Origin of the sequence: Weissella hellenica (genome assembly GCF_005405545.1) — a bacterium.
GTDB classification, from domain to species: Bacteria; Bacillota; Bacilli; order Lactobacillales; family Lactobacillaceae; genus Weissella; species Weissella hellenica.
Map to the genome: position 1 here is coordinate 1 of NZ_BJEG01000023.1, position 3,062 is coordinate 3,062.

1 rRNA gene is annotated in these 3,062 nt (G+C 49.9%); it reads right to left on the reverse strand.

Features of this window, described 5'->3' with window-relative positions:
• Positions 1-24: 24 nt before the first annotated feature.
• A 23S ribosomal RNA gene (locus FFM61_RS08815) occupies positions 25-2,940 on the reverse strand.
• Between the last annotated feature and the right edge of the window lie 122 nt (positions 2,941-3,062).

Here is a 3,062-nt window from a genome sequence, read left to right on the forward strand (position 1 = left end):
TTTTTGCCTTACACCACTTGCTACTTGGTTAAGTCCTCGAACCATTAGTACTAGTCCGCTCCATACGTCACCGTACTGCCACTTCTAGCCTATCTACCTTATCATCTATAAGGGGTCTTACTTCATTTCTGAATGGGAAATCTCATCTCGAGGCGAGTTTCACACTTAGATGCTTTCAGCGTTTATCTCATCCGTACATAGCTACTCAGCGATGCTCCTGGCGGAACAACTGATACACCAGTGGTACGTCCACCCCGGTCCTCTCGTACTAAGGGCAGCTCCTCTCAAATTTCCTACGCCCGCGACGGATAGGGACCGAACTGTCTCACGACGTTCTGAACCCAGCTCGCGTACCGCTTTAATGGGCGAACAGCCCAACCCTTGGGACCGACTACAGCCCCAGGATGCGATGAGCCGACATCGAGGTGCCAAACCTCCCCGTCGATGTGGACTCTTGGGGGAGATAAGCCTGTTATCCCCAGGGTAGCTTTTGTCCGTTGAGCGATGGCCCTTCCATGCGGAACCACCGGATCACTAAGCCCTACTTTCGTACCTGCTCGACTGGTAAGTCTCACAGTCAAGCTCCCTTGTGCCTTTACACTCTGCGAATGATTTCCAACCATTCTGAGGGAACCTTTGGGCGCCTCCGTTACTTTTTAGGAGGCGACCGCCCCAGTCAAACTGCCTGCCAGACACTGTCTTCCACCACGCTTAGTGGTGTGAGTTAGAGTGTTCATACAACGAGGGTAGTATCCCACGTTTGCCTCCATCGAAACTAGCGTCCCGATTTCTACGGCTCCTACCTATGCTGTACAAGCTGCACAAACACTCAATATCAAGCTACAGTAAAGCTCCATGGGGTCTTTCCGTCCTGTCGCGGGTAACCCGCATCTTCACGGGTCTTTAAATTTCACCGAGTCTCTCGTTGAGACAGCGCCCAGATCGTTACACCTTTCGTGCGGGTCGGAACTTACCCGACAAGGAATTTCGCTACCTTAGGACCGTTATAGTTACGGCCGCCGTTTACTGGGGCTTCAATTCGTACCTTCGCCGAAGCTAAGCACTCCTTTTAACCTTCCAGCACCGGGCAGGTGTCAGCCCCTATACGTCATCTTACGATTTTGCAGAAACCTGTGTTTTTGATAAACAGTCGCCTGGGCCTATTCACTGCGGCTCAGCTTGCGCTGAGCACCCCTTCTCCCGAAGTTACGGGGTCATTTTGCCGAGTTCCTTAACGAGAGTTCACTCGCTCACCTTAGGATGCTCTCCTCGACTACCTGTGTCGGTTTGCGGTACGGGCAGGTAAACACTAACTAGAAGCTTTTCTCGGCAGCGTGACATCACAGACTTCCCTACTTTATTTCGGTCCTTATCACAACTTGTCCTATTAGTAGCAAGCATTTAACTCACTCCAAGACTTATTGCTTAACCCAGCATTTCCAATCGCTGGGATCTGTTAGCCTTCTGCGTCCCTCCATCGTTCAAACATGTTCACCTGGTACAGGAATCTCAACCTGTTAGCCATCGACTACGCCTTTCGGCCTCGCCTTAGGTCCCGACTAACCCTGGGAGGACGAGCCTTCCCCAGGAAACCTTAGTCATACGGTGGACAGGATTCTCACCTGTCTTTCGCTACTCATACCGGCATTCTCACTTCTAAGCGCTCCACCAGTCCTCACGATCTGACTTCATTGCGCTTAGAACGCTCTCCTATCGCGCCACTTACGTGGCACCCGTAGTTTCGGTGGTGTGTTTAGCCCCGGTACATTTTCGGCGCAGAATCACTCGACTAGTGAGCTATTACGCACTCTTTAAATGGTGGCTGCTTCTGAGCCAACATCCTAGTTGTCTATGCAACTTCACATCCTTTTCCACTTAACACACACTTAGGGACCTTAACTGACGATCTGGGCTGTTCCCCTTTCGACAATGGATCTTATCACTCACTGTCTGACTCCCGGACATACGTGATTGGCATTCGGAGTTTATCTTAATTTAGTAACCCGAGATGGGCCCCGCACCAAAACAGTGCTCTACCTCCAACACGCTATCTTCCGAGGCTAGCCCTAAAGCTATTTCGGAGAGAACCAGCTATCTCCAAGTTCGATTGGAATTTCACCGCTACCCACACCTCATCCCAACATTTTTCAACATGTACGGGTTCGGGCCTCCAGTGCGTTTTACCGCACCTTCACCCTGGACATGGGTAGGTCACCTGGTTTCGGGTCTACAACAACATACTAAAACGCCCATTTCAGACTCGCTTTCGCTACGGCTCCGGTCTTTCCACCTTAACCTTGCATGTTATCGTAACTCGCCGGTTCATTCTACAAAAGGCACGCTATCACCCATTAACGGGCTCTAACTTGTTGTAGGCACATGGTTTCAGGAACTATTTCACTCCCCTTCCGGGGTGCTTTTCACCTTTCCCTCACGGTACTGGTTCACTATCGGTCACTAGGGAGTATTTAGCCTTACGAGATGGTCCTCGCAGATTCCGACCGGATTTCACGTGTCCGGCCGTACTCAGGATCCTACACGGGAGTTTGCTTACTTTCGCATACGGGGCTATCACCCTGTTTCGCTCAGCTTCCCAGCTGATTCTGCTAATAAACAAATTTGTAACTCCACAACGGTAGTCCTACAACCCCAGAGTGCAAGCACTCTGGTTTGGGCTCCTCCGCGTTCGCTCGCCGCTACTGACGGAATCGATTTTTCTTTCTTCTCCTGTTGCTAATGAGATGTTTCAGTTCACAACGTCTACCTTCGCTTAGCTATATATTCACTAAACGATAACTTGCATAACAAGTTGGGTTCCCCCATTCGGAAATCCCCGGATCAAAGCTTACTTACAGCTCCCCGAGGCATATCGGTGTTAGTCCCGTCCTTCATCGGCTCCTAGTGCCAAGGCATTCACCATGCGCCCTTAATAACTTAACCGATCAACATATTGTTGATGATTTCGTTTGAGTATTGTGACTCGAAGGTCACAAGCGATTTTAAACTTATTTAAAAAACTCAAAAAATTACGCGGTGTATTTTTTCGGCTCAATTTAATTGAT